This window comes from Novipirellula caenicola, from assembly GCF_039545035.1.
Lineage (GTDB): Bacteria > Planctomycetota > Planctomycetia > Pirellulales > Pirellulaceae > Novipirellula > Novipirellula caenicola.
On sequence record NZ_BAABRO010000021.1, the window covers coordinates 16,588 to 40,027 of the forward strand.

Genomic DNA, 23,440 nt, shown 5'->3' on the forward strand with positions numbered 1-23,440 from the left:
CTATATTGGTTAGGCAATCGTGTCCTCGGCTGAGTGCCTGGATCGATTATATAGAGTTCCCTCCGCTCCCGCCCTCCCCCCAATCACGCTTAGTCTCACCACACATGCTTTCCTTTCGCTCTGTATTGGTGCCGTTTGTCATCACGGCCATCCTGCTTGTTACTAATTCCGTCCCGGCAGCCGACACGTTGGTTTCCGGCCGCGACGTTTCTAACGCATCGATTATCCCTGATGACTGGGATCCCGCGTTGGCGGGTGACCAGGTGATGCAGCGACTCGTCCGCGTGACCGGTCCCGAAGTCAAAGGGGCTCACGATTCGGAATTTGTGGTCGTCGGCGACCAAGCCTATGTCGTTGCCGAACTGAGCGATCAGCGCGCAGGCGAAAGTCCGGCTTGGCCCGAGGTCTACTGTGCGATGTCCATCGTCGATTTGAAAACGCTGGATGTCAAAGCGATCGTGCCGCTGGCTCGCACCGAGCAAGTTTTCGCCAATGTGGCGCTTCCGATTGGTGCTTGTTTCGTGCCGCGGATTCGGCAAATCAGCGACGCCACTCTGCGTTGCTACTTTGCCAGCGAGCAACCTGGGGTGCGGCAGTCGCAAATTTGGTATCGCGATTTTGATCTGCGGTCACAGCAGTTTCTGGACACCATCCACAAAGCAAAACTCAAAACGGCTGCGGGCACGTTTGACATGCAGCCGCGTTACTTGCACGCTGACGCGGTCGCCCATGGGGTGAAGAAGCAGGCTAAAGATTATGGGATGTATTTGTTTGATTCGTTCAAAGTCTTCGACGGCAAGACGTATGTTGCGTTGAACAACTTCCCTGGCAAACAGAATGCCCTGGCGATCGCGCATGACGACTTTGCCACCTTCGAAGTGGTGGGGCACTTTAACGAGCCACAATCGGCAAGCCTGAGTGAATCGGCCGCCAACCAATTGCCCGATGGAACATGGATGGCGATCTGTCGCAACGATGGAGGCAACTACCACGTCACCACCAGCGTGGACGGGAAATCATGGACGCCGGGACGCGAGTTGTCTTCGATTCCCAATGGCGCAAATTCGAAGCCGACGTTCGACAAATTTGGCGACACTTATTATCTCGGTTGGCAGGAAGCAACGAGGATTCAGGGCGTCAGCCGGAGCGTTTTCAATATCGATATTTCGCAAGACGGCAAATCATGGCAGCGAAAGTATCGCTTCGAAACCACGAAATCGTTCCAGTACCCCGCGTTTCATGAACACAACGGGGCGATTTGGTTGAGCGTGACGCAAGGTGACTCGTCGCCGAGCCGGAAGGAACGGGTCATGTTCGGAAAACTCGAATCCGTTGGCGAGTTCGAATCCCAAACCGGCAAGAATCGCACTCCGATTGCTGCGTCCGCAGAGCAGGCTGCTGTGTTGAAACCGGGCGTCAAACTGTTCACCAACCGCGATTACACGCTGACCGAAGCGCCAGATTTCTTGATGGGACGCAAGTTTGTGCGGACCAGTATCGAAGGTCACGAGATCGAGTGTGTGAAGCCGGGGGAAGTCTTCGTGATGACGCTTAGCAAATCGCATCCGGCGAACCAAAGCGTGTCGCTGCTGAAACAGGGCTTTACCAAAGCCGACACGCCTGAGTTTCAGCTTTTTCCCGGTGAAATCAATCGTGTGTTTGCTTACCGCAAATCGCTGAACCCTGGGGATCGATTGCGGTTTGATAAGCTGGCGTTCTTGGTCTTGGGCGAAGCGACCGAGATCACCTCGCGAGTGACCAAGGGACGTGCGGCGCCGCAGGAGACGCCAGAGCAAGCGGCCGAGAGAATTGAAAAGATGGAAAAGATCGCCGAACATGCTCTTGAAACCCCGGTGCTAAATACATCGCCGCTGCCCGAATACGATTATGACAAACTCGATTACGGCATGACGATTGGAATCGAACGGACCCCCGGTGGGCGGCTATGGGCATGCTGGGTCGCCGGCGGCGACAGCCCCGAGGCGTTCTTCGTTTTGGCGACCAGCGACGATGACGGCGAAACCTGGTCACCGCCTCGGTTGGTGGTCGATACGCATAACAACGATCTGCCGCGTCCTCGCAGTGTCCTGGTTGGCAACTTGTGGACCGACCCACTCGGACGTTTGTGGCTGTTTTTTGATCAGTCGATGGACATGTTTGACGGTCGCGCCGGCGTCTGGGCCACTCGCTGTGACAACCCCGATGCCGACGATCCTGTCTGGACGACACCCCGTCGTATCGCTGACGGTGTGATGCTGAACAAGCCAACGGTGTTGTCCAGCGGCGAATGGATGCTGCCGATTTCGCTTGACCAGCGTCCTGGTTTTGGTCCGTTCCGCGGTTGTTTCTCCGAGCTGGATCCGCTGCGTGGCGCGAGCGTTCATGTGTCAATCGACCAAGGGGCGACCTGGCAACGTCGTGGTGCGGCAACGTTCCCGAACCCCGATTGGCACGAGCACATGATCATCGAGCGAACCGACGGAACGCTTTGGATGCTTGCTCGTACGGCCAGAGGGATGATGCAGACCACGTCCAACGACCGTGGTCGCACTTGGCAAACGCCGACGGAGCATGAGGTCATTCGGCACCCCAATGCACGGTTCTTCGTTCGCCGGTTGGCATCAGGCCGCATTCTGCTGATCAAGCACGGGGACAAAATTGATTCCCATCAAGGACGCGTTCAACTAAGTGCGTGGCTTTCGGACGATGAGGGCAAAACTTGGTCCGGTGGTTTGGTGCTGGACGATCGAAAAGGGATCAGCTATCCCGATGGTTTACAGTCGCCCGACGGCACGATCTACATATCTTATGACCGCAATCGGGCAACCGATGGTGAGATCTTGATGGCCCGATTTAGCGAAGAAGACGTGTTGGCGAAAAAGCTTGTCAGCGAGCGAGGCAAGCTCCGCATGTTGATCAGCAAGCCGATGGCAAAAAAGATTGCCAAGATGAGCGAGGCTGAAAGTCGGCAAGGCTTTGTCGAACTGTTCGATGGCAAGACGTTTGACGGATGGCAGCAAGACGGTAACTGGCGAATCGAAGATGGCGCGTTCTTCCGTGCGGCTAAGGGAGGATCGCTGACGTACAAACGCAAAAAGGTCCCCGACGATTTCGAGCTCCGTTTTGAATGGAAAGTGTCCAAAGGGTGCAACAGCGGCGTTTATTACCGACCAGGACAAGTCGAGTATCAAGTGCTCGATAACATCGGCAGCCCTTATGGCGAGAACCCACGACAAGCCGCAGCGTCGCTGTTTTTCTGTATGGCGCCGTCCAAAGACGCGACTCGCCCGGTGGGCCAGTGGAATACGGCTCGCGTCGTTTGCAAAGGAAGTGTGATCCAGCATTGGCTCAATGGCGAAAAGGTCTTGGATTTCGACTACACCGATCCCAAATGGGCCGACATGGTCAAATTGTTGACGATTCGCGGCGGTGACTTAACCGGACGCGGTGGCGAACTGTGGCTACAAGATCATGGGCAACCCGTCTGGTTTCGCAATTTGCGTTGGCGAGAGATTCCGCCGGCAGAAGAGCTGAAAGCATCGGCGGAATTCAAACCGATGCCGGTCCCCGCGGGGGCACTCGCCAAAGAACAAGAACGAGTTCAAAAAATGTTAGAACAGGCCAAGTCGAAGTGAGAGCGCCTGCGTGTAACAATTCTCGCGATGATTTTGGACTGCCGCGGACCTGAGTAATACTGTTGGGGGTTTGTTGATTTATCGAGCCGTGACGCGTAAGCGGCTGGGTTTCACGCAGTCCCCGGTGCCTTAGAGCCCACGGCCACCGTTGCGATTCGCATTTGAACTAAATCAACAAGCCGTTGGCGAGTTTCGTTACCATGATGATCGCGGCCTCGTTGCAGTGGAATCAAAGGGAAGCTGCATGACAAACTGGAAGCCTATCCCCCATTCAATGCCCACCCCACCTGGAAGGTTCACCATGCACTATCTTGTTCGGTTTCTCGCGATTTTCATTGTTGTCTTTGCTTGTTTGTCGCTTGCATCGTCTTGCGATGCCGCATCGCCGGAGCCGCCCGATGGTTATCGAGCGATCTTCAACGGCAACGATCTTTCGGGATGGTACGGATGGAATCCACACGCGTCCGCTAAACTTTCGGGTGAAAAAAAAGAGGCCAACCTACGTGAGCAGCGGGCTGAATTTCCCGAGCACTGGTCCGTAGAAAATGGCGAACTTGTCAACGATGGCCATGGGCCTTACGCGACGACCGAACAGGAGTTCGGAAACATCGACCTGCTGATCGAGTACAAGACGGTTCCCGGTGCGGACAGCGGTGTCTATTTACGTGGGACGCCGCAAGTTCAGATTTGGGACTGGAACCAAGCGTTCAATCCAAAGAAACCTGATCGCAAACCGCGTCAAGGATCGGGTGGCCTGTTCAACAATACGCCCGGAACGTTGGGGCGTGATCCCATCATGCGAGCCGATAAGCCGTTTGGCCAATGGAACCAATTGCGAATCCGACAAGTCGGTGATCGCACCTGGGTTTGGCTCAACAAACGTTTGGTGGTCGAAGGTGCGGTGATGGAGAATTATTGGGACCGATCGCAGCCGTTGCCCGCGAAAGGGCCGATCATGTTGCAAACCCACGGCGGCGAGATCCGCTGGCGTAACCTCTTTGTTCGTGAGATCGGCGAGCAAGAGAGCAAGCGAATCTTGGCGGCATTTCGCCCTCTTCCGGATCCGACCCAATACGACGTGGCCTACGGACCGCACCCGAAACAGGTGCTCCATTTTTGGCAGGCCAAATCGGACAAGCCAACTCCGGTGCTGTTCTTCATTCATGGCGGAGGATGGGGTAGTGGCGGTCGGCTAAGTGGGTTGGTGAACATGTTGCCGAGAATGTTATCCGAGGGCATTTCGGTGGTCTCGGTCGAGTATCGTTTTGTCGCCGAAGCGACGGCTGAAGGTGTCTCGCCGCCGGTCAAAGGACCACTCAGCGATGCGGCGCGGGCGCTACAATTTGTGCGTAGCAAGGCCGAAGAATGGAATCTTGATAAACAACGAATCGGTGCCTCCGGTGGATCCGCCGGTGCGTGCTCGAGTCTGTGGTTGACGTTTCATCCCGAGATGGCGGATCCCCAGAGCGATGATCCCGTGGCACGCGAGTCGACGCGATTGTGGTGTGCCGCTGTGACCGGCGCTCAAACGACGCTGGATCCGAAACAGATGAAAGAGTGGACGCCGAACAGTCGCTACGGTGGACATGCGTTTGGGTTCCATGGCGACGCCGCAATGAAGTTGTCGGGGTTTGATCAATTCCTTGCCAAACGCGATACGATCTTGCCCTGGATTGCCGAATATTCGCCTTACGCCTTGGTCAGTTCGGATGATCCACCGGTGTATCTGAGCTACTCAGCACCTCCAGCCCTCGGTCAGAACCAAAAGGATCCCACACACACGTCCAATTTTGGCGTGAAGTTGAAAGAACACTGCGAAGCGACAGGCGTGAAATGTGAATTGGTGTATCCTGGGGCCGAGAACGTCGATCACGAAACGACGACCGACTACCTGCTCTGGAAACTAAAGTCGTAACGTAGCACAGGCTGCCAGCCTGTTGTCGTCCGTCCTTTCAAACGTATCGAAAGTCGCGGGCGGCTTGTTGTTTTAGTCGTACGATGGACTTCCTAGTCCGTCGAATCCACCATTGACGGACTAGGAAGTCCATCCTACACCCCTTGCCGCAGGAAACTTCATTAAATCAACAGCCCGTCAAGACTTTCGGCAATGTGGGATCTGCTTCCAGCCTGTCATCAAACACCACCCACTCCGAAACTCTTGGCGAGTTTCGCTACGGAATAATCTCGCCGTTGAAAGGACATCAACGTTGCGCCGCAAGACAGGCAAGATGCCTATCCTACATCGAAAGCTTCCCATGAGAAAATTGTTCTTGTTTACCGCGTTCAGTTTGCTTTCGGTATCGCCGACTCTGGCGGCAAACCCGGCAAAGCCGCCGATCAAGGTGTTTATCTTGGCGGGGCAATCCAATATGGAAGGGCACGCCAAGGTCGAGACGTTTGACTACATCGGAGACGATCCTGCGACGAAGCCGCTACTGGAAAAAATGCGAGACGATGACGGCAATCCGCGTGTCTGCGAAGGGGCATGGATCTCTTATCTGACCGGGCGAGGCGACAACAACGGCGAAGGCTACGGCAAGCTTACCGCGGGTTACGGATCGCGATCCAACCCAAGTGAAAACGGAGGCAAGATCGGCCCCGAGTTCACATTTGGTTTGAAGATGGACGAGGTCCACGACGAACCGGTCTTGATTATTAAGACTGCTTGGGGCGGCAAGTCGTTGTTCTATGATTACCGTCCGCCAAGCGCGGGAGTCTATTCGCGAACCGAACAAGACATCGCGCGAGACCGCAATCCCGAGAGCGGATCAGGCCACTATTACCGCTTGATGATCCAGCACGTCAAACAGGTGCTCAGCGACATCGGTCGAGTTTGCCCCGAGTACGATAAGAATCAAGGCTACGAAATTGCGGGTTTCGTTTGGTTCCAAGGGTTCAACGACATGGTCAACCGCGACGTCTATCCACGGTTGCCAGCGGACAGTACCGAGAATCGCTTTGCCAAGTACAGCGAATGGATGGCCGATTTCATTCGCGATGTTCGCAGCGACCTCACCGCACCAAAAATGCCGTTCGTGATTGGTGTGATGGGAGTCGGCGGTGAACAAGCGAACGCTGACAATTTGATGTTCCGTGAAGCGATGGCCGCCCCCGCCTCGCTACCCGAATTTCGCGGCAACGTCTCTGCAGTGCCAACGTCGCCATTCTGGGACGAACCGTTGGCGGCGATCCAAGAGAAATTCGAATCGGTGCGTCAGATGGGCTACCTGTTGCGAACTAAAAACAAGAACCATGCCAACGCAGACGGTTCGATGAGCGAAGAAGAGCAACGCGAGTTTTTGAAAAAATTTGAAGCCGAGCTGATCAGTCCCGAGGAAGTCGCATTGCGAAAACGAGGCGCATCCAACGCCGGCTATCACTACCTCGGCTGCGCGAAAACGTTCGCCATGATGGGGGATGCGTTCGCCGATGCGATGCTGCAGATGTCCAACAAAGAACCGTAGGGTTCACGGTGTTTAGTGTCAGTTTCGGCTACGCTAATAAAAGACAAGCTGGCCGGCCCCGCAGGCACCACATCATCCGCGACTGCTGTTAGCAATCCTATTGTTTTCACGGCGGAGGCTGACACACCCTTTGCCGGTTGCGTCAGCTCGTTGTCAGAAGAAGCAATCGAGACATCGACTCCAAGTAATATTTAAGGCGGCAAACGCCGATCGCGACTTACTATCTTGAAACGACGTAGTAGATAACATGCAGGACGTCGACACCCTGATTGAACTGATTCGTGCGAGCCGACACGAGGATGCATTGGCGATGCTCAATGCGTCTCCGGCATTGGCAACGCAGCGGACAGATCGATCCGGACAGCTTTGCGGCGCCACGCCGCTGCACTGGGCTGCACACCACAATGCGACGGAACTTTGCCAAAGGCTGATCGAACTCGGTGCAGATGTGAACGACGCTGCGGGGCAGTGGTGGCGGACTCCGCTTGCCTGGGGGGCCGATGCCGCTGCCACCGAATCAGTCGAACTGCTGCTCAGCAACGGCGCCGATGTCAACCAAGATGCCATCGTGGGGACGACAGCACTTCACGCCGTCGCGATGGGAGGTGCATCTCAAGGAAAACGCGATCCGCAGGCGTACAAGCGAACCGCTGAGATCTTGATTGCCCATGGTGCTGATATCCATCGACGTACCGAAAAACAGCGAACTCCGCTTGATGAGGCAGTCGATAACGGGAATAAATCGGTCGCAGCGGTGCTGCGAAAGCATGGAGCCGAGATTTCCGATTCGAGTCTCTAAATGCCAGTTGCTATCTCGACGATGGCGACTTGAAGTTACTTGGCAGTGCCGCGTCGACTCTCGTGCACGCTCTCGATCCACGCGATTGCGGCGGTCGGGATCAATTCGTGGCGTCCGTCAAAGATCGTGACGGTGGCGTTGCCGGAGGTGCGGCGGAAAAGCGGTTGCTTGCTTCCGTAGCTTGGATCGGAAAGCGATTGGTTCAGCGATTCGGGCACTTCAATTTCTTTGTCAAAGTAGGCGATCTCGTCCGCGGACAAGCGATCTTCGGCGGCTGCGACTTCGTTGAACGCCAATAGAGAATGGCTAATCGGGACGCTGCCGTCGTGCCCGTCGCGGATACCCGCGTGCAGATGAAGTTTTACGTCTTTGGCGTTTGCCAGATAAGTGAGCGGAGATCTCTTTCGGTATTCTTCATCCACCTCGGGACTGCTGCCTGGTACTCCGCCACATGACGCGGCGATGTTCTTGTAATAGTTGCGATTGGTTTGTTTGCACTGCTGGTACCAAGCGGTCAGGTCGGAGATGGGCACCCACGCCGAGACGCCGGCCCAAATTTCAGGATGACGGCCGGCCATCACCAGCGACGTGTAGCCTCCGCCCGATGTGCCGACGAGGTAGATCGCGTTTGGGTCAATGTTCGCTGCCTGTTTCGCGTAATCAACCGCGCTGACAATGTCTTTGACAACCAGCTCGGATCCGGTTGCTTGCGGACGAACATTCGGGCCGCGGAAATTAGGATGGATGTAGGCCCAGCCGTGGTCGATGCACCACTGCTGGATGTCTTTATGGTTATCTTGTTTGTAGTCACCCGACCATGTGTGCAAGGCAACCACTAGTGGGACCGCGTCGCTTGCGTTGGGGTTGTAGAACATCGCAGGCTGCTGCGAATCGTCCGCGGAACTCAAGTAACGGACCTCGTTGACCTCGCCAGCATTGACAGCAGGGGCGAAAACAATCGCAGCGACGACTAGCAAGATCGCGTAATAGTGGCGGCTCATTTTTGGGGCGTCCATTGGAAGGGAAGCGTGGGGCAGGAAGACGTGGGGATGGGGGAAGTTCGGCAGGAGGGCGGAAACAGGGGCCGCCGCCGAAGTGGTCGCGGGTCATCGCGGCCGATGTTGATCCAAGAATTTCAGCAAGGTTGCGAAGTGTGGATCGCGAAAGAAGCGGACGCCGCCGTGGCCTGCGGACTCGACAACGACCAGCTTGGCGGATAACCCGAGCTCGGAATAGAGTTTCACGATGTGCTCGCTCTGATCCAACCGAACGACCTCGTCATCGGTGCCGTGAAAAACGAGCAGCGGAGGATCATCGGCAGTGACATAGGTCGCCGGACTGGCACGCCGCTCGATTTCGGGGGTGAGTTTACCGTCGCGAAGTCCACCGAGTAACGCGAAGCTGCCTGATTTCTCGGTATAGGCTCGCTCGGGTTGCGTTTTGCCTCGCAACAAAAAGTCGGAAGGACCAAAGTAATCGATTACGGCTTGGACCGACGACGATTGTTCAGGGTGATCGCCGAGCGAGCCGTTAAATTCTGCGATTTGATCGGTGACGCCAAGCATCAATGCCAAGTACCCGCCAGCCGAACCGCCCGCAACCGCGATCCAGTCGGCGTTGTACCCGAATGAATCGGCATTGGCACGAAGCCAGCGGACTGCGGCTTTGCAATCATGAATTTGAGCGGGAAAGATTGCGGTGTCTGTGAACCGATAGCTGATGCTCGCCAGTGCATAGCCGTGTTCGGTGACTTTTCGGATTGGTGGCTTTTGTTTCGATCCCCCACGCCATCCGCCTCCATGGATCCAAATCACAAGCGGGGCGTTGCCTTGGACCGCCGGCAGGTAGAGATCCAATTTCAGCGGCGTGCCATCGACATTGGCAAACACAAGGTCGCGATGCACCGTCACTTCGGCAGTGTTCTGTCCGTTGAGGTTTCCAGTCATCAACACGGTGGCCAGGATTCCGAGTGTGAGTGTCTTAAATTGCGAGGGGCTCATTGGATCGCCTAGTGAGTGACTCGGCAGCGAGGATGCAAATGTACGATCCGATTCGTCGCTGACAAGGGAGGATGCAACCCGCCAATCATCGCAACGCGGTGAGTCATTCTTCATCGTAGCTGCGGTTCGTAGCTGCCGCCTTTGAATGCTTCACAGCATAACAAGAAACGAGAGGGTTAACCCCCTTTTTTGGCGAGTCGTTTCGGAAGTGCGGCGAGGTCGTCAAAGAACGTATAGAGCACAGGAATGGCGATCAGGGTCAGCACGAGCGAGAGTGTCTGTCCGCCTGCGGCCAATACCGCGATCGATCGACGTTCCTCGGCACCGGGCCCGGTCGCGATCAGCAGCGGCAACAACCCCGCGACGAACGACATCGTCGTCATCAGAATCGGACGCAACCGGTCTCGATTCGCTCGCATGATTGCTTCGTGACGTTCAAGCCCTTCGGATCGCAATGCATTGGTATGATCGACTTGCAAAATAGCAGCCTTTTTGACCACGCCAAATAACACCAGGATTCCGAGAGCCGAGTAAAGGTTTAGCGTCTCGCCACCCCAATAAAGACTGAGCAATCCGAACGGCACTGCCAACGGCAACGATAGCAGGATGATCAGCGGGTAGATCATGTTTTCGTACTGGGCCGCCAACACGATGTACATGAACACAAACGACATCAGAAACGTCCATCCAAAATCGGTGATGGTCCGCTCGAGTTCTCGCCCCCCACCCAATGCTTGGCCGCTGAACCCGGTGGGCATTCCGATCTCTTGGGCGGCTTGGCGGATCGCTTCGGTTCGGTCCGCCAATGCGTAGCCGGCGGCAATGTTGGCTCGCACGGAAACCATGCGTGAACGGCTGAGTCGATCGATTCGCGATGCCGCTTTGCTAAATTGGAAATTGACCACATTGTCGATCCGAGTTAGCGACGGTCCGCCCGCGTCTTCGGTCGTGACCGTGGACGTATCCGTCGTATCGGTGCGGGCAGTTGGATTGGTGCGTACATACAGTTGCGAAATCGACGGAACGTCGTTGCGGTCCATCCCCACCAAACGCAACTCGACGTCGTACGCGTCACCAGCAGATCGATCGAGATAGCGTGAGACGCGATCATCACCACCGACCGCCACTTGCAGAGTTTCGGCGATCTCTCGCACCTCGACTCCCAAGGCGGCAGCACGCTCGCGGTCGATCGATGCCAATAGCTCAGGATTGTCGATTTGTAACGTCGAATAGACGTCCACAATTCCCGGAATCGTCTCCGCTTTTTTCCTCAGCTTTTCGCTGAACTCGAGCAATTGTTGGGCATCGGGACCCGTAATTGCGAAATCGATATCGACCGGAGCTCCCTGGCGTAACGACGTCAAATTTCGGACCGACACTCGCACGTCATCAAGGCTTCCCAGCTTTTTGCGAATCTCGCCCATCTTGTCTCGCTGGCTAAAATTGCCGCGAAACGCCGCTCCGGGATCGCCCGCCAGCAGTCCCTGCCACAAACGGCCCATCGAAAACGTGCGATATTGACTGTCAATCAATCGAATATAGATTTGCGCGCGGTTCACATCGCCATAGCCGCCTGTTCCGACGGATGCCAGTACCGTTTCGACCCCTTCGACGCTGTTTAGGATTGCTTCGGCGCGATCGATCGTTTCTCGCATCGCGGTCAAACTTGCTCCCGGCCGCGCTTCGGCACGAACTTCGAATTCAGACTCGTCCACGTTTAGCGGGACGTAATCACGACGAACCCATTGGCTGAGCGGAATGTTCGACGCGATCACAAGCACGACGACGACCAACACGGCCCAGCGAAAACGCAGTGCGACCGCCAATAACCACAAGTAGGCGTTTTCCACGAGTAGATACAGACCTCGCCGTGATTTGGGAGCCGCATCGCCTTTGGCCGAACCATCCTTCGGAGCGGGGCGAAGTATTTTGCTGCACATCATCGGCGTCAACGAAAAACTGACCAGCATCGAAATCAAAATCGCAACGGTCGCCGTCACTCCGAATTCAAACAGCAGTCGCCCCGTCACACTCGAAAGGAACGAGACCGGCAGAAAGACAATCACCAACGAAAGGGTCGTCGCCAGCACCGCCAAGCCGATTTCCTTGGTTCCCTTGACGGCCGCCTCGGTCGGGTCCATCCCCTTTTCTTCGATGCAGTGGAATACGTTCTCGAGCACCACAATGGCATCGTCAATCACCACTCCGACCATCAATACCAACGCCAACATGGTGACGTTGTTGAGCGTAAATCCGAACCACTTCATAAACGCAAAGGTGGCAATGATCGATGCCGGGATCGCCACCGATGCGATGATCGTCGATCGCCACGACCGCATGAACAACAGGACCGTCAAACAGGCCAATATGCTGCCAGAGACAAGGTGTCGCTCAATTTCATGCAATGCCTCGACGATGTAACGTGATTGGTCTTGAATGACTTCGACATGCACATCGTCGGGCAGCAAGGCGTCGCATCGCGGCAACAATTCCTTGATGCCATCGATCACCGCAACCGTGTTTTGTCCACTTTGCCGTTGCACCTGCAGCACGACCGCCGGAGTGCCGTTTAAGCGGGCTAGTGTACGGACTTCCTTGGTTGCATCGTTGGCTTGACCGAGGTCACTAAGCCGTATCGCCGTGTCACCGACGGTAGCAACCACCAAATCCGAAAACGCGCTGGACTGAGAGATCCGCCCGAGCGTTCTCAGCGAGCGCTCACGTTGTCCCTCGTCCATTCGGCCGCCCGGTATTTCGGCGTTTTGTCGGGCCAAGGCGTCGCGGACTTGCAGGATCGAGATCCCGTAGGCCGCCAACCGGTCAGCGTCGATTTCCACTTGGATCGCGCGGTCGGCGGCACCTGCGATTTGAACTTGTCCGACCCCCCGCGACGATTCGATCACGTTTTTGACGTAACGGTCGGCTAACACAAACAACTCGCGAGGCGACCGTGGGCCCGAGACGGCCAACGTCATGATCGGTGACGAATCAAGGTCCTGTTTTTGTATGATCGGAGGGTCGATCCCCGGAGGCAATCGATTCACCACGCTGGCCACCGCGTCGCGAACGTCTTGGATCGCGGCATCAATGTCACGATCCAGCTGGACCGTAATGATCACAAACGAGCGTCCATCCGCCGAGATGGAACGCAGTTCGTCGATCCCGGCCACGGTCGCTACCGCGTCTTCCAAGATCGAACTGACCTCCGATTCCACCTCTTCGGCCGCGGCGCCGACGTAGGTGGTGCGAATAAAAATTTGAGGCAGATCGAGATTCGGGAACCGATCCACACCCAATTGAGGAAACGCCACCACGCCCGCAACGACCAACGCGGTGATCAACATCAAAGCAAAGACGGGGCGTTTAACGCAAACTTCAGCAAGCCAATACACAGATCAAACATTCCTGGTGAGTCGTGGGATAGGCTTCTAGCCTGTCGTTATTGGATCGGTTTCCAACCTGTCATCAGCATCCCTTCCTGGCCAAACGATTTCGCTTCGAGAGTCTGCTTCGAGTAGCGCTGTGCGACGAATTACAAATCGATCCGATTTCGTCGTTTACATCGCGGCAATCGGTGCATCGGACGGCAGGGAAGCCTGAGGAGCGATCGCGGAATTGACTTTGCCCACTCTTCCTTGTTCGGCGTCTCGCAGGATCAAGTCGCCTGCGGACAATCCCTGGACGACTTGTACCGCGTTGCCACGGCGTTCGCCGATCCGCACCTCTTGCTCCTGTGTCACGACGTCGACCACTTTCCATGCTTTCGTAGCACCGGCAAATTCGCTGATCGCTGATTCCGGGACTACCAGCGCAACGGCGTCGGGATCCGTAACGACCTCGGCTTGGGCGAACAGCCCCGCACGGAGTACTTGGTTTTCATTTTCAATTAACGCTTCAAAGGTCAACGCCCGACTCTGTTGGTCAAGCGCCGGACTGACGCGAGTGATCGTTGCATCGCGAGGCTCGGTGACCGATTCGATTTTGACGCTTAGACTTTGTCCGACCGCGATCGATTGGGAATAGCGTTCAGGGATCTTGCCGCGGAACCGCAATGGGTTCGTGCGAACGATCGTTGCAACCGGTTGGCCAACGGCCACGAACGTTCCGGGCGCCACGAGCCGGTTCAGTACAAAGCCATCCATCGGAACTCGAATGATGGCGTCTTTCAATCGTTCGCGTGCAACCGCCAATTCGACTTGTCGTACTTGAATCAACGCTATCTTTTCGCGAACTCCGTTCACTGCCGATGCATAGCGAGCTTCGGCAACACGCTCTTCGGCGGCGGCGACATCGTATTCACCTTGCGATATCGCGTTTTGATCGCGGAGTGATGCGATTCGCTCGAGACTGCTTTGGGACTCTTGCCATAGCGCTCGTTCCTGCCGTACCGGAGGCGCGTTGGTGGGATCAAGCTTCTCGACAGGATCGCCTTCGAGTAATCCAACGGACGAACGGGCCTGCAATAGTTGGGCCTCCGCCTGTTCGACTTGTAACAAAAAGTCCTCTTGATCCAGTGTCACTAGCGGATCATTGAACTTCAGCAGGTCGCCGACATCACCATGCACCTGGGCGACACGTCCGGCAACTTTCGCACCGACAACGGTTTGCTCGTCGGCATACAAACTGCCTTGACTTCGAACGACTTGCGGCCAGGAAGACAGTTCCACCTCGATCACTTCGACGTCAAGCGTCTCGAGTGACTTTGGTTTAGCTTCGACCTTGGCTTCATTTCTGCTGTTGCAACCGCAAGACGCGGTTGCGATCAGCAACATCCACAAGAGATAGCGGGCAGTCATAATCGACCAGCGAGCGAGGTGAGGGGCAGGGGATCCAGTACCGCGGGCGGAAACTGGATGACAAAACGGGCTGGATCACTGGGGAAAGCAGGGGGCGGCGGGGAGGGCTTATTGTAGTCGTCGTAAGCGAAGATCGCTACCGCTGAATTCGATTGCTACTGCGGTGTTGGCTGCAATAACCGCTGCCGGCGGTGAATCCCCTTATCTCGCTTCGATGGTCTACCCCGCTGGTGAACATGGGCAAACCGGTGACAAAACGCGTAATTGGCGTGACGCGAATAACGAGATCAACGCCACTGGTTTATCGGATCCCCTGCTCAGACGGGGCAAAGTTGGTCTAATGACAGTCCCGATATCACGGCTTCATCCCTGAATATCCACACGGATTGCCGAGTCCGTTCAAGCGGCCTATCTCGCATAGCTTGCCGCTTGCAAAGTGTCGAAGTCCACTCGCTGCGGCAATTCATCAAAAGCATCGAATCCATCAACCTTCAAAAACGATCAATCACGAGTTTAAAACATGAGTACTGAAACGAAAAAGTTCGCGGATCCCGCTGGCGTTGCTGCCGGTTTCGCCGCCGATTTCGCCGCGTGGTTTGCAACGCAAACCCAAGACAAGGTCACGATCGCACTTTCGGGTGGCAGCACACCCAAGATGCTGTTTGAGATTTGGGGGAAGGAATACGCCGACAAGATTGATTGGTCACGCATTCACTTCTTTTGGGGGGACGAACGCTGTGTCGCGCCCGATGACAGCGACAGTAACTATGGGGTGGCAAAGACGCTATTTTTGGACAAGGTGCAGATCCCGGCGGAAAACGTGCACCGCGTTCTTGGCGAAGCGGATCCCGATGAAGAGCGATTGCGCTACGAGAATGAAATCTATGGACATGTCGATATCGACGAGAACGCCGTTCCGCAGTTCGACCTGATTTTGTTGGGAATGGGAACCGATGGTCACACCGCTTCGATTTTTCCCCATCAAAGTCAATTTTTGAAATCGCCTCAGGTTTGCGAAGTCGCGATCCACCCTGAATCGGCCCAAAAGCGAATCACGTTAACGGGGCCTGTGCTGAACCGCGCAAAGAAGGTCGCGTTTCTCATCACCGGTGGCGACAAGGCAGAGGTGTTGGCACAAGTGATCAAGAAAGAGGGGGATTTCGCCAATTTCCCCGCCTCTCACGTCGAGGCGGCCGATCTGACTTTCTATGTCGACGAAGCCGCAGCCGCAAGCTTGTAGGCCGTGTCGGGCACAGGTTTCGTTCATAACCTTGCCGCCCAGGTGATCGACTAAGTATTCATGAGATCGAACGAGGCCGCGCTTGGTTGTGCGGTCTTATTCGATCGTGGAACGACCCGAATCACGGCGTCTGTCTCCACCGCCGTTTCATTGATTTGCATTTTCCGCCATGGCTAGCTGCGCCATTGGCATGCCTTGATGAAACGCCCACTTTGCGTGGAACGCAGCCGATGCGGACCACGCTGGGAATCGTCATGCCGTGCTGCTCGGTTTGCTCACGCGGGCGTATCAAGTGCCTCACACCGGCGCATCAAGTGCAGGAAGTCGGGAAAAAAAATGAAAAAATGTGCGCATCGGCAAGTGAACGGATGGTCATTGCGCATAGTTTCTGTGCATTTTCTAAATGCGTTTCCGATCCCGTCGAGACGCATTTGGCTCGGCAAAACACGGGCTAAAAGCACAGTTGCAGAAAGGAGGCCTGACCCCCCGGCAGTCTCGCAATGTGGGTGCAGCAGCCTTTAGGCGGCGACACGGATGGATAAGTTGACTATAGCGCGCTGTCCCATTACTCTATAGAGCCGTCGGCCATCCCTACTGGGCCGCAATTATTCTTTACTTGATGACGGGACGGTGTTATGCAGCTAAGGAAAAGAAAGGGGTTCACGCTGGTTGAACTCTTGGTGGTGATCGCCATCATCGGCGTGTTGGTCGGGCTGTTGTTGCCTGCGGTCCAGGCGGCGCGTGAAGCAGCGCGGCGGATGAGCTGTAGCAACAATTTCAAGCAAATTGGCTTGGCGATTCACAATTACCATGCCGCGTACAACCAACTTCCCAAGCATTGCACGGGAACTTGGAAGGCGGACGCGAATGATGCATGGAGTACCTGGGATACTAACAACTCGGGCGCACTCAGTGCATTGGTGGGGTTGACCCCCTTTATCGAACAACAAGCGTTGTGGGAATCGATCAGCAACCCCAATCCGTCACGGGTTGACGGCAATACATCGGCCTCAATCGGCACGCCGACCAATCCTTGGCCTGCGATGGGGCCCGGTCCTAACCGAAGCCAGTACATTCCCTGGGCGACTGACGTTGCATCGCTGCGATGCCCATCCGATCCAGGACGCGGGCTACCCGCACTGGGACGCACCAACTATGCCGTTTGCATCGGCGATGGTTGGTTAGGGCACTACCAGAACCCGATTCGCTGGAGCAATTCAGGGGGAAGTCCATTTGACGTCACCTCGGGTGGTAAACAAATGCAGCGACAATGGGCACGCGGCATGTTCGTGTTCCGAACCGACATGGCATTCCGTGACGTCTTGGACGGACTCGCCAATACGATCATGATGGGCGAGATCACCACCGACCTTGGCGACAGCGACAAACGGACTCGCGTCAATCGCACCAAGACGTTTAGCAGCAGCGGAAACCACGTCAAAGTTTGTGAAGACGCTGGTCACATTGATCCCAAACGCCCTGGATTTTGGTGTGACGGGACGAATTGTCCAACACCAGCCCCAGGCGATGCGGGTAGTTCATTTCATGGAGCCAACAGCTCGGAAAACCGCGGGATGAATTGGGCATGGGCCCGAGTGTCATTGACCGCGTTTCAGACCAACACGCCGCCAAATTCCGAGTACTGTGGCGACCGCTGGGCCGAAAATGGCGGTTCGATCTCCGCCAGCAGTCGCCATCAGGGCGGCGTTCATGTGCTGATGGGCGATGGTGCGGTTAAATTCGTTACCGATTCGATCGAAGCTGGTGACCAACGCTCAGGACCTCCGGTTGCTGGTGCTGCCAGCAAGTATGGTGTCTGGGGCGCACTCGGTACGCGGGCCAATCGTGAAGTGATCGAGGACCCGTTCTAATGATGGTTTCTCAGTAAAACGACGGATCCTACGGCTGCCTTCCTCGGCGACCGTAGATTCGCCAGCGACTCCTCGATCATTCGGTCGAGATTATCGTTCCCCACCCATTTTCACTCTTACCTACTTTATCCCACCCTAGGAAATCTCATGAAGACTCTTTTACTCTGTATGTTCGCGCTTCTGTTAACTCCATTTTGCTTGGTCGGTTGCGGCGGATCGGGTTCGGCGGTTGTCGAAACTCCTGCTGAACAAGAACCACAAGACGTGAGTGCCGAAGCGGCGGAACAGCACCCCGATGAATACGCAAAAATGAACCAAGCTCAATAAGCACACAGCTGGTTTTAATACGACATGGTTTGCAATGATTAGCGAATCACGGCTACGGCTTAGTTGTCCTTTCTCGTCAGCGACCGCTCTCCGTTTGGGAGCGGTCGTTTGGCTTTTTGTATGGCCGTTGTGTGGTTGCAATCGGTTGGATGACTCACGGTCGTCTGCGACCACCGAGGAAAGGATACTGCGGGCCGACGATTCGGACGGCGTCCATCGTCCGGCCTCGTCCGCAGCGGTGGCACCGGCACCCAAGTCAGCAGAACTCCCGCCGCCGGACACTCTAGCGGACCAGAATCGTCAGCGAACGCTTCAGTTGATTCCCCAGTGGTATGACCGCGGCCAGTTTGATCTGGCTGAACGCTGCTTGACTGATTTGTTGGTCGCCAATCCCGACGATGTCGAAGGCTTGCTGTGGCTAGCACGAATCGAACACGCCACCGGGCAAACGGCGGAAGCGATCGAGATTCTGTCGAGCATCCCTGCGGATGATCCGAACTACGGATTGATGACGCTGGGGACGTCGGCTGATTGGCTGGTCAAACTTGGTCGCTATGACGAGGCGATTGCACGTTATTCTCGCATCGTCCAGCATGACGCAACGATCACGATCGCCCATCGTCACTTGGCGTCACTACTAAACCGGCTGGGGCGACGCCAGCTCGCCACACGACATCTTCGCGCACTCTGTTTGCACGGTGACATCACTCAGGCCGAATTGGCGTCGCTTATCTCGCGGTCCGACCCGTCCATCACCGTCACATCATCGGACGAAAACACTGCCGACGTTCGGCTCGACGAAGCGTGGTTGGGCCCGGTGGGCAAAGCACGGGATTTAGCAGCCCGAGGGGAATTCGACGATGCGATCGAGGTTTTGACGCTCGCAACCACAGCGGGCCGTGCCACAGACGAGAACGCAACACGCGGACCCGAGCCATCGGCGGCCCGCCGTATTGACCTGACGGCGATCGCGCTATTGGGGCGATTGGCGTTGGATCATGGCAACGCCGAAGCGACTTCCCTTTGGCGAAAGCTCGTCGACGAATCACAAATCGAGTTTGCCGATCATTGGTACGCACTGGCTCGATTGGCGATGCAACAGCAAGTATCGGCTGAGACGGTCGCCGCACTGTTGTGCGAAACGGTGCTTCGCGATCCAACCGATTGGATCGCATTCGGATTATTAGAAAACTGCATGAATCAGTTGGGGCGATCCGAAGCCGAGCAGACGTTTCGGCTGCGTTCGCTGGCGATCAAACGGTCGATTTTGGCAATCAATGCGGTCAATGAGGGTGATGTCGAGGCGATAGAGCGTATGGCTGCGACTCTCGATACGCTGGGGCGTCCGTTGGAAGCCAACGCGTGGCGAATGATTCAGCAATATCGTCGCGCCAATAAAGACCCCCACATTCTTGCAGATCTACGACAACAGCGTCGGCAAAGGTTGGATGCGGGCGACGCGTTTGCCAGCGATGCGTTTGTGCTGGGGCAATTCGCGCGGGACCCCAATGCTGCAGCACTTCGACGCTCGATTCTCCGCGAATCTGCTTCCTTGAGCGAAGACGCGATAACGTCACTTGAAGTGGCAAAGGGCTGGGCGGAAAACGACGACGATCATCCACCGAGCCCGCCTCGTTTTACCCGTCGTGCTTCGGACATTGGATTGTCGTTTGAGTATCACAATGCGAACCCGCGAAAGGAACGTGATCTGCAAATTTATGAACAGTTTGGTGGTGCCGTCGCTGCGTTGGATTACGACCGCAACGGACACATCGACTACTACTTTGTCCAAAGTGCGGGGACACCTTTGGAGTCCAATGGTGCGAGGCCGAACGTTCTGTATTCGCAACTCGACGAGCGATTCTGTGATGTCACTGAATCGGCCGCTGTGGATGATCGTGGTTATGGGTTGGGCGTTGGCGTCGGCGATCTGAACCAAGACGGTTTTGACGATTTGGTCGTGTGCAACTTTGGTCGCAACACGGTGTTACTAAATCAAGGCGACGGGACCTTCAAGCGAGCGGCCGCTGGACGCGTCTGGCAGAGCGACACATGGACGTCGGCGGTGGCGATCGCGGATATGAATGGCGACGCGGTCCCCGATGTGATGGAAGTGAATTATTTAGATGATCCTTTGGTATTCGAGGTTCCCAAGCGGGATGAACACGGTCGCTACACGGTGTTCCGCGGACCTGAATCCTATCGGCCAGCGGTTGATCGGATGCTATTTCAGAAGTCGGACCAAACATGGGACGCAACTTCGATGACATCGGAGTCATCGGCCGCGCCGGGGCTAGGCGTGGTGATCGCCAATTTCGATTCGGCGGCGGGCAATGAATGTTTTGTCGCCAACGACACACGTCCAAACAATTTGTGGGTCAGCGAACACGATCGCTGGAACGATGTAGCCAAGCTACGCGGATGCGCTTATTCAAGTCGCGGCGGAAGTGGCGCTTCGATGGGGATCGCCGCAGCCGATTTCGATCACAACGGTCACCTTGACCTGCATGTCACCAATTTTTACAACGAACCGGTGCATTTCTATCAACAAGGCACGAACAACACGTTTGTTGATTCGGTGATCGCCGTCAATCTGTACAACGATTCGATGCCCGTTTTAGGATTTGGGACCACGGCAATTGATTTTGAAAACGATGGAAATGCCGATCTTGCGGTGTTGAATGGGCATATTGAAGATCTGAGGTTTCGTGATGCACCGTTCAAGATGAAGCCACAAATGTTTGCCAAGCGTGGCGGTCGATTTCAGTTACAAGCGGCCACCGCGATCTCCACAGATGCCACGAACTATTTCGATACACCCGCACTTGGACGCGTGTTGATTCGGACCGATTGGAATCGGGATGGGCGAGTCGATCTGTTGGCGACACACCTGGACCAGCCGGCCGAACTGCTCGAAAACCAAACGGCCAATTCGGGAAATTGGCTGCAGTGCGAGCTGGTTGGGACTGATTGTGAACGTACCGCCATCGGCGCCGTGATCACGCTGCAAACCGAGCTTGGCACGTTGAAACAATGGCTCGATTCGGGCGACGGCTATAGTTGCAGCGATGAACGGATTGTATTCTTTGGCTTGGGGGCTTCCCAACAGATCAAACAACTATCCGTCGAGTGGCCTGATGGTACAAGCGACCGTCTGTCATCGTTGGCGGTCAACCAGCGAGTTCTGATTGTGCAAGGACAGCCCGCCGATGTTGATGAAGGCGAGTAGATTAATGGGCAATGGATTGCATGATTTCGTCTGCACAGCGATGCGACGTTCCAACCGCACCGCTCGCTGGGGCCTGTTGGTCGCTTTATGCGGTTGCTCGTCCTCGGAACCCACTACCACTGCGACAAGCTTTCCCGGCGCTGCTGATTGGCAGACGACCGAGCAACTGGTTCGTGTCAGTGCCCCAGCGAACGCGACGTCGACGGCGTCTCCGATTGCCGAATCTGCCGCATCCGTCGCGATTCAGCAATTGCCGAAGGGCACGGTTGGGACACAAACGTGTGCAGCGTGTCATCCCTCGCAATACGAAAGTTATCTTGAATCCTCGCACGCTCGTTCGGCTCGCGAGATTGCCAATTCAACGTTGCAGGCGGAAGCCGAATGGAAGCATCCACAATCGGGACGCATTTACGAGGTCAACGGCACATCGTCGACGATGACACACCGAGAAACGGTGCCAGGAACGAATACGCTGGTTCGCTGGATGCAAGAAGCCGATTTAACATACGAGTTTGGCTCGGGTACCACCGCCCACACCTATCTGTTTCGTGACGGGGCGTTCGTCTGCGAATCACCGTTGACGTGGTACGCCAAAACGTGTGATTGGGATTTGTCGCCTGGTTACGAACCGAGATCGCCAATCATGTTTAGCCGAGTGGTCACCACCGGCTGCGTCTATTGCCATGTCGGCAGCATCGATGTGGTGAATCAGAATCCAAACCAATTCATTGTGCGTGAACCTGCGATCGGGTGCGAGCGGTGCCATGGTGCGGGGGCAACCCATGCCAAGAAGCATCAAAGTCTCGATCAGAACGCCGCGATCGTCGATGACATCGTCAACCCGGCACGGTTAGCTCGCCGCGAAAGTGAGGCCGTTTGTTCGCAGTGCCATCTGCAAGGTGCTCTGTTTGTCACCGCGGCGGGAAAAGACGTGTGGGATTTCCGTCCTGGCGACCGATTGTCCGACACCCGCACCGATTTCAAAGTGGCAAACCAGGGCGACGGTTTGCGTATTGTCGGACACACCGAACAATTGCATGCCAGCCGCTGTTATCAAAATTCGGCGACACTAACCTGCATTGATTGTCACGATCCGCATCGGCACAACCAAGGTGATGTTCAGCGGGATCGGTACCGCGATGCATGTTTGCAGTGTCATGGCGACGCCAATTGCGGCATCGACCAGATTCAACGGCAACGGACCAACGCAAACGATTGTTCCGATTGCCACATGCCCAAGGGCGAGACGAATGTCACTCATGCGGCGCTACATCATCACACGATCGGCGTTCATCGTCAGTCGTATCAACGCATCCAGCAAACGCCGCCGGAGAACGCCCACTTCGCGAGCAACCTCGGGGACGGTGACGGCGGATCCGCTGTTTACCCGATCACGCCCGATCGACAGCTTTCGGCCGCAGAGCAGGATCGCCGCTGGGCGTTGGCGGTTCACCATTTGGTGTTCAACGATCGCCACGATGATGCGATTTTGCAAGAACTGGCACGGGCCAAACGGGTGCTGTTGGATTTGCATCGCGGTGGATTGGATGACCGTGAAGTTCGGGCAGCGCTGGCGAAAGATTATCTCGACGCAGGAATGCTCGAACCTGCAAAACAGCTGGCGACGATGATCGTCGAAAATGAGCCCTCGGCGTCTGACGCAAAAATAAGCGCAATCGATGTGCTGGCACAAATTGCGTTTCGCCAGCAAGATAACGCGACCGCGATGCAGTGGTATCAAGAACTGACGAAGTACCGACGCGTCGCCGGGGACCACTATCTGCTGGGGGTGTGCCAGATCAACGCCGAGCAGCTTGACGAGGCGATCGCCTCGTTACGCCAAGCTCTTCGCATTGCTCCGAATTTGGTTGTCGCGCACGAGCAAATTGCGGTGTTGTTGGATTATCAGGGCGAATCCGACCAAGCCGCGGCGCACCGAATCGCGGTGCGAGATCTTCGTGCTGCGACGCCCTAATTAGTTCTTTGTTCGGAAAGTTCTGAACTTTGGTGAGCCGCGGAACGTAGGCGAATGCCATTTAAATTTGCTCTAGCTGCCGTCGCCAGACGGTGGACCACGTT

At 55.9% G+C, this 23,440-nt stretch carries 13 protein-coding genes; 9 read left to right on the top strand and 4 right to left on the bottom strand.

From position 1 onward, the window contains the following. The first annotated feature begins 104 nt into the window (after positions 1 to 104). The 4 genes from ABEA92_RS26760 to ABEA92_RS26775 all read left to right on the top strand — a co-directional run bounded on the left by ABEA92_RS26760 (position 105) and on the right by ABEA92_RS26775 (position 7,898). A complete protein-coding gene (locus ABEA92_RS26760; protein WP_345688098.1) occupies positions 105 to 3,635 on the top strand; it encodes a 3-keto-alpha-glucoside-1,2-lyase-like domain-containing protein in 3,531 nt (1,176 codons plus the stop codon). 301 nt (positions 3,636 to 3,936) lie between these two features. After that, positions 3,937 to 5,550, top strand: coding sequence for a 3-keto-alpha-glucoside-1,2-lyase-like domain-containing protein (locus tag ABEA92_RS26765; RefSeq protein ID WP_345688100.1), 1,614 nt, complete (start codon positions 3,937 to 3,939; stop codon positions 5,548 to 5,550). A gap of 340 nt (positions 5,551 to 5,890) precedes the next feature. Further along, complete coding sequence (locus ABEA92_RS26770; protein ID WP_345688102.1) at positions 5,891 to 7,099, top strand: sialate O-acetylesterase; 1,209 nt, start codon at positions 5,891 to 5,893, stop codon at positions 7,097 to 7,099. A 247-nt stretch (positions 7,100 to 7,346) separates the two neighbouring features. Next, the gene (locus ABEA92_RS26775) at positions 7,347 to 7,898 is read left to right on the top strand and encodes an ankyrin repeat domain-containing protein (protein ID WP_345688104.1); all 552 of its coding nucleotides are present in this window, start codon (positions 7,347 to 7,349) and stop codon (positions 7,896 to 7,898) included. A 35-nt stretch (positions 7,899 to 7,933) separates the two neighbouring features. On the opposite strand, the gene ABEA92_RS26780 is transcribed toward ABEA92_RS26775, so the two are convergent. From ABEA92_RS26780 to ABEA92_RS26795, 4 genes are all read right to left on the bottom strand, one after another. After that, complete coding sequence (locus tag ABEA92_RS26780; RefSeq protein WP_345688106.1) at positions 7,934 to 8,899, bottom strand: alpha/beta hydrolase family protein; 966 nt, start codon at positions 8,897 to 8,899, stop codon at positions 7,934 to 7,936. Positions 8,900 to 9,004: 105 nt separating this feature from the next. After that, entirely contained in the window at positions 9,005 to 10,012 is a 1,008-nt protein-coding gene (locus ABEA92_RS26785) for an alpha/beta hydrolase fold domain-containing protein (RefSeq protein ID WP_345688108.1), read from the bottom strand. Positions 10,013 to 10,074: 62 nt separating this feature from the next. Continuing rightward, entirely contained in the window at positions 10,075 to 13,290 is a 3,216-nt protein-coding gene (locus ABEA92_RS26790) for an efflux RND transporter permease subunit (RefSeq protein ID WP_345688110.1), read from the bottom strand. A gap of 165 nt (positions 13,291 to 13,455) precedes the next feature. Continuing rightward, positions 13,456 to 14,694, bottom strand: coding sequence for an efflux RND transporter periplasmic adaptor subunit (locus ABEA92_RS26795; RefSeq protein WP_345688112.1), 1,239 nt, complete (start codon positions 14,692 to 14,694; stop codon positions 13,456 to 13,458). Positions 14,695 to 15,214: 520 nt separating this feature from the next. On the opposite strand from ABEA92_RS26795, the gene pgl reads away from it, so the two are divergent. The 5 genes from pgl (at position 15,215) to ABEA92_RS26820 (ending at position 23,336) form a co-directional block, all read left to right on the top strand. Continuing rightward, complete coding sequence (gene pgl / locus ABEA92_RS26800) at positions 15,215 to 15,934, top strand: 6-phosphogluconolactonase (RefSeq protein WP_345688114.1); 720 nt, start codon at positions 15,215 to 15,217, stop codon at positions 15,932 to 15,934. A gap of 635 nt (positions 15,935 to 16,569) precedes the next feature. Next, complete coding sequence (locus ABEA92_RS26805) at positions 16,570 to 17,805, top strand: DUF1559 family PulG-like putative transporter (protein WP_345688116.1); 1,236 nt, start codon at positions 16,570 to 16,572, stop codon at positions 17,803 to 17,805. Positions 17,806 to 17,952: 147 nt separating this feature from the next. Next, positions 17,953 to 18,132: a hypothetical protein gene (locus tag ABEA92_RS26810; RefSeq protein WP_345688118.1), complete on the top strand. Its 180-nt coding sequence runs from the start codon at positions 17,953 to 17,955 to the stop codon at positions 18,130 to 18,132. A 145-nt stretch (positions 18,133 to 18,277) separates the two neighbouring features. After that, complete coding sequence (locus ABEA92_RS26815; protein WP_345688120.1) at positions 18,278 to 21,361, top strand: CRTAC1 family protein; 3,084 nt, start codon at positions 18,278 to 18,280, stop codon at positions 21,359 to 21,361. A gap of 40 nt (positions 21,362 to 21,401) precedes the next feature. Beyond that, entirely contained in the window at positions 21,402 to 23,336 is a 1,935-nt protein-coding gene (locus ABEA92_RS26820; protein ID WP_345688122.1) for a cytochrome c3 family protein, read from the top strand. Positions 23,337 to 23,440: the final 104 nt, after the last annotated feature.

Excerpts from the sequence above, each read along its gene's own strand:
- ABEA92_RS26760 (WP_345688098.1), top strand. The coding sequence starts at position 105 with ATGCTTTCCTTTCGCTCTGTATTGGTGCCGTTTGTCATCACGGCCATC.
- ABEA92_RS26765 (WP_345688100.1), top strand. The coding sequence starts at position 3,937 with ATGCACTATCTTGTTCGGTTTCTCGCGATTTTCATTGTTGTCTTTGCT.
- ABEA92_RS26770 (WP_345688102.1), top strand. The coding sequence starts at position 5,891 with ATGAGAAAATTGTTCTTGTTTACCGCGTTCAGTTTGCTTTCGGTATCG.
- ABEA92_RS26775 (WP_345688104.1), top strand. The coding sequence starts at position 7,347 with ATGCAGGACGTCGACACCCTGATTGAACTGATTCGTGCGAGCCGACAC.
- ABEA92_RS26780 (WP_345688106.1), bottom strand. The coding sequence starts at position 8,899 with ATGAGCCGCCACTATTACGCGATCTTGCTAGTCGTCGCTGCGATTGTT.
- ABEA92_RS26785 (WP_345688108.1), bottom strand. The coding sequence starts at position 10,012 with ATGAAGAATGACTCACCGCGTTGCGATGATTGGCGGGTTGCATCCTCC.
- ABEA92_RS26795 (WP_345688112.1), bottom strand. The coding sequence starts at position 14,694 with ATGACTGCCCGCTATCTCTTGTGGATGTTGCTGATCGCAACCGCGTCT.
- pgl (WP_345688114.1), top strand. The coding sequence starts at position 15,215 with ATGAGTACTGAAACGAAAAAGTTCGCGGATCCCGCTGGCGTTGCTGCC.
- ABEA92_RS26805 (WP_345688116.1), top strand. The coding sequence starts at position 16,570 with ATGCAGCTAAGGAAAAGAAAGGGGTTCACGCTGGTTGAACTCTTGGTG.
- ABEA92_RS26810 (WP_345688118.1), top strand. The coding sequence starts at position 17,953 with ATGAAGACTCTTTTACTCTGTATGTTCGCGCTTCTGTTAACTCCATTT.
- ABEA92_RS26820 (WP_345688122.1), top strand. The coding sequence starts at position 21,402 with ATGCGACGTTCCAACCGCACCGCTCGCTGGGGCCTGTTGGTCGCTTTA.